3 protein-coding genes and 1 tRNA gene are annotated in these 4,576 nt (G+C 56.6%); 2 read left to right on the top strand and 2 right to left on the bottom strand.

All coding sequences use genetic code 11. From position 1 onward, the window contains the following. On the top strand, window positions 1-200 hold a 200-nt coding region (locus DYI20_RS11990; RefSeq protein ID WP_146206787.1), incomplete at its 5' end, for a transposase. Between the two features lie 1,136 nt (window positions 201-1,336). Here the strand turns inward: DYI20_RS11990 and DYI20_RS11980 are convergent. Further along, complete coding sequence (locus DYI20_RS11980; RefSeq protein ID WP_208392151.1) at window positions 1,337-2,008, bottom strand: type I restriction-modification system subunit M N-terminal domain-containing protein; 672 nt, start codon at window positions 2,006-2,008, stop codon at window positions 1,337-1,339. 346 nt (window positions 2,009-2,354) lie between these two features. Between DYI20_RS11980 and DYI20_RS11970 the strand changes: the two genes are divergently transcribed. After that, window positions 2,355-2,428, top strand: a tRNA-Pro gene (locus DYI20_RS11970). A gap of 91 nt (window positions 2,429-2,519) precedes the next feature. Here DYI20_RS11970 and DYI20_RS11965 read toward each other — a convergent pair. Further along, window positions 2,520-4,151 (bottom strand): ABC-F family ATP-binding cassette domain-containing protein, encoded by a 1,632-nt coding sequence (locus tag DYI20_RS11965; protein WP_122549573.1) that lies wholly within the window; start codon window positions 4,149-4,151, stop codon window positions 2,520-2,522. Window positions 4,152-4,576 lie beyond the last annotated feature (425 nt).

The following is a 4,576-nucleotide window of genomic DNA, read 5'->3' as shown; positions in this document are numbered from 1 at the left end:
GGACGCTGAAGAAAAGGGCGGCAGACATCCTGGCCTACTTCGACCGCCCCGGAACCTCCAACGGACCCACCGAGGCCATCAACGGACGACTCGAACACCTGCGCGGATCCGCCCTGGGCTTCCGGAATCTCACCAACTACATCGCCAGGTCCTTGCTCGAGAGCGGAGGATTCAAGCCCCGTCTACACCCTCGATTGTGAAGAGCCATGTATCCGACATCAAACATCACCATCGCACAACTTATCACGATGGATACAAGACCCAAGTGCAGAGTGGTGCCATCGGATAGCGTCATTACCGGCTATGACCTGGGAATTCGTACCGGCGTCGTCGTTTGGAGATTAACCTGCTGAACCGCTGAGTGTCCGGCACGCCTCCACTTCGGCTGGTGCCCGTAGAGGGGTGAACCAGTCGGGATTTCGCGCGCAACAATAGCGGGGCAGCAGCTGGCCGCAGCAGTATTAACTGACAAAACCTCCGACTGCTCTTGGAGCGCCAAAAGGCCTAGAAGTCGCCGAATGGTATCGCCATCAACGAGTTGCTATTAGCCTAATCAGATGGTGTTCGTACGTAACACGAAAGAAGTCGACGCCATGAAAAACGATGATCAACGGACTAGCCACTCTGGATTCATTACCGCTTGGTCAATTCTCTTCTGGTGAGCTTGGGCACCCAAGAGCCCATTGAATGAGCGGATACATTCCGAGCTCACCGCCACACGACTGAAGTCTCGGGCAGCGCAGAGGAGGCGTACCCACCTAGTCGTCATCGATTGGGTGCTTACTAAGCACTTGCTCGACCATTAGCCACTCAAGGTCTTGCTGCACGGCTGTGTCGTCAGGCCATAAGGCGCTTGTACCAGCTAGTTGAATCTTCTGAGTCAGCTTTCTATGGGTGCAGCCGAAGTCGGCTCCGTATCCAGGGACCATGTAGACCGTTTCTGAGCCCCCTAGCGGAACCTCGAGATGTTCTGACGAAAGAACGACAAGATCTAGGAGAAGGAGGCTACGTGCGATCGGCAACCTTTCTGACGAGATGACGAGCCGATTTGTTTCACGGCGGATGATTCCCCTAGCAACTGCAGATTGAATGGCTCGAGCGACCTCGTCGGGGGGATAGCCTTCGCTCTTCAGGTACTGCTGGACTCTTTGTAAATCCCCTTCTGGTGAGAGCAGCACTGCATGCTCGATTTCGCGAGGGGTAAGGAAACAAATCTGCTGAAGTGCTCTGCGTAAGCGCACCAGGATTGACTTAACCTGTATGAAATCCTGAGTGGATTCGAAGTTCAACATGTGTCCAAGGTCGCCACGCAAAGCCCCCGCGTATCCTGCGCCGTCTAGAAACTCGAGGAACACCGAGTTTGGGTAGTTTCCTCGAGTCTGCGTCTAGAACTATTTGTCTGATCATAGACAGTGCGAGAAGCGCCGTCGGAGGTCAGGCCAACGTCCTCGGAAACGAATAGAATATCCACCATCAGCCGGATCGCATCACGCGGGGTATAAAACGCACCCGCAGCCTTACCCTTCGTGTCAAAGGCCTTGTACATGACGTGCTGGAACAGGTCGCCCATCTGTGCGTCGGGCAGATCCTGCATGCTCATGTCGATGGTGGCGAAGTGCTTCACAACCGGCCACAAGCGGTGCGCAGTGTCAAGGGTCTTCATCTTCACTGCGAAATCGAAGGCATCCCACACGTCGCGCACGGAGGAAGAAAACGCGCCGACGTAGTCCATCAGCGCGTCGTAGACGTGATCGTCGAGCTTGGCAATGGTGGTCAAGTTCAGCCGGGAGGTATTGAAGAAGGACAAACCGAACTTGCTTTGGACCTCCCAATCAATCATTTCCTCGCTGTACCCCTCCGAGCATGCCTCCTTGGGGCTAAAATCCCTACGGTAAACGTACTGTCCAAAAACATTCTCGGGACACGCACATTCCGTCTCGTCTTCTATTGCAACACCACGGATAGACACCACCCGGTTACGCTCGAACAAAGCATCGAACTCCCCCACGCACTACCCCTTCGCTCCATACGAGAAAAGAAGCTTCCCGTTTTGAGAAGGATCTTTTGAAAAGACCCCCCATCTCCGGGACCTGCTCGTCTCCTCGATTCACTCTTCGCCTGCGGCCTCATCGCCTGGGCCGCGCGACTGCCGCCCTTCATTGGGTTCGTCGCCTCCGGCTTCGCACTCAATGCCCCGGGTGTGAAACATGTCGAGTTCCTCGATCTTCTCGCCGTCATCGGCGTGACCCTCATGCTGTTTTCCATCGGCCTGCGCCTACGTACTGGTCATGACACTCATCTGCGCGGGCTTCATCAGCGCCCTTATCGCCGTTGCCCTTTTTAAAGGGTGGCGGTGGACTGTGGCGCAACTTGGTAGCGCACTACACTAGGGGTGTAGGGGTCGCAGGTTCAAATCCTGTCAGTCCGACAAAATCTTTAGGGGGCTATTCGTCCAGCTCCCCCATCTCCTTAGCAGCAACCATCAGCTCTGCCAAAGCTTCAATGACGGTTCCCAATTCTCATATTGATGGTGACTGGCACATAGGCTTGAGGTGGAGATGGCGTCCGTGCCAGTGTTCAATCAGCCAACGGTCATGACTGGCGATGATTAGGGTTCCTTGCCAGTTGCGCAGCGCTTCTTCAAGCGCGTCCATCGTCTCCAAATCGAGGTAGTTGGTAGGTTCGTCGATTATTAGCACGGTTGGACGACGGGCCAATGCGATTGCGAGTTGGGCGCGGCGTTGATTCCCTGCCGACAAGTCGGGAATTGGGGTGCGCCACATAGACGGATGCAAGATTCCTTTCCCAGCCGAGCCAACCCCGTTCCTCCACGTCTGCGATTCAAAGCCTGGGTCTGACTCAGCTGGAAGCCTCTGCAGCACCTGACCGACGGGTTCATCGCGGGTAATGGTGCCCTTGCTGGTCACCTTGGTCGGCGGGTTACCGGAAGCAACCCAGTTCAGCAGGGTTGATTTCCCTGCCCCGTTTGTCCCCGTCACGACGAGGTGTTCGCCTCTGCTGAGATCGAACGTGACCGGCGCAAGCCGACCTACCACCGTCGCGTCCCTGGCTGAAACGGCCAGACCAGATCGAGGGTCAGTTTCGAGGGAGGGGAACTCCAAATCGTAGTGACGGGGTTTTCGTACCTCGCGCTGGACAAGGCGCTCCAAGCGAACATCATCTGCACGCGTTCTCTTTACCGCTGTCGCTGCCGCCCGGTCCGTGAAGAACTTCTTCTGCTTGCCAACCGCTGTTTCGACCCGGACACCACCGCGGCCAATCTTCATGCTCTCGTGCCGGTGCTCGTGCAACTCGCGCTTTTCGTCCTGTTGCGCGGCGTGGATCTGCAGGTGCTTCTCTCGGGCGGTCGCCTTGGCGGCTAGGTAGTCAGTGTAGTTGCCCGCGTTGCGGTAAACGCCCACTAGCTCCTCACCGTCTACTTTGGCTAATTCCTGCCACACGGTGATATCCATGTCGTAGATAACGGTGGCGGAATTCTCGATGAAAGCCCGGTCATGGCTGGCGGCGAGCACTGGACCGTCCCAGTTATTGACGACAGTTGCCAGGAATTCGATGGCCTCGCCGTCCAAGTGGTTGGTCGGTTCATCGAGGATCAGCACCTCAGGCCGGATGATCAGCAGCACAGCTAGCTCCAACCGCGCACGCTGGCCGGGCGAAAGTCTGACCAACATCCGATTTGCACCAGACCCAGTCAGTTCGACGAGACCCAGCCCGGCAAGAGTCTCGTTCACGCGTGAATCCAATGACCATACATCCAGCGCGTTCAACCGAGCGAGGATCTGATCGTACTCGCCCGCAAGACCATCCTGCCCAGACGCGATGGCCTCAGTGACTTGCTCAAAACGCAACAACAGCTCCCTGAACGGTGCCAGTGCCGAGTCGAGGAACTGCGCAACGCTGCCGTCGAAAGACTCCGGATCGGGAATACGCTGAGGAACAACGCCAGAAACAACTCCTCCCGAAACGGGTATCAGATCACCGGTCAGAATTTTCAGCAGCGTTGATTTACCGACCCCGTTCGGGCCGATTAAGAAGGCTCGCTCACCGGCAGAAACGTGCAGACTCACACGGTCGAGGACGAGACGGGAGCCATAGGAAAAAGAAACATCATCGAGGGCAATTGCGGGCATAGTGATCTCCGGGGGGTAGAAGCTTGGGTCACTTCTCAGCAGGGCTGAGTGGAGATCACATGTTCACCGGAACTGCACACTCCTCGATTAACGGGCGTCACCAACTGGCAGGGTATGACGAGATTCTACATGCCGAGCACAGGCTAAATCCAGAGATCGACGAGACTCATAGAAAGTCCCCGCGTAGGCAGGGGCCGTGCCTCAGGTAGTTTCCCCGCGAAATGTCTTTACCGGTGGGCTGGGGTGGGGCGACGATGGGGTATGACGCATAAGGATGTTTCGATGCAGACTCGGATTAAAGTCACCAAGCACTATGCGGCCAGGTATGCTGCGGCTTCCAAGAAGGTCAAGGGTCAGATTCTGGATACGGTGGTGGAGCTGACTGGCTGGCACCGGGATCATGCCCGTCAGCAGCTCAAGCGCCG

It is taken from the genome of Auritidibacter ignavus, from assembly GCF_003703835.1.
In the GTDB taxonomy this organism is placed as follows: Bacteria; Actinomycetota; Actinomycetes; order Actinomycetales; family Micrococcaceae; genus Auritidibacter; species Auritidibacter ignavus.
Note: the sequence above shows the minus strand (reverse complement) of the source record. Positions and strands in the feature narration are given on the sequence as shown.

Coding starts and splice junctions, on each gene's coding strand:
- DYI20_RS11965 (WP_122549573.1), bottom strand. CDS start 4,151: ATGCCCGCAATTGCCCTCGATGATGTTTCTTTTTCCTATGGCTCCCGT.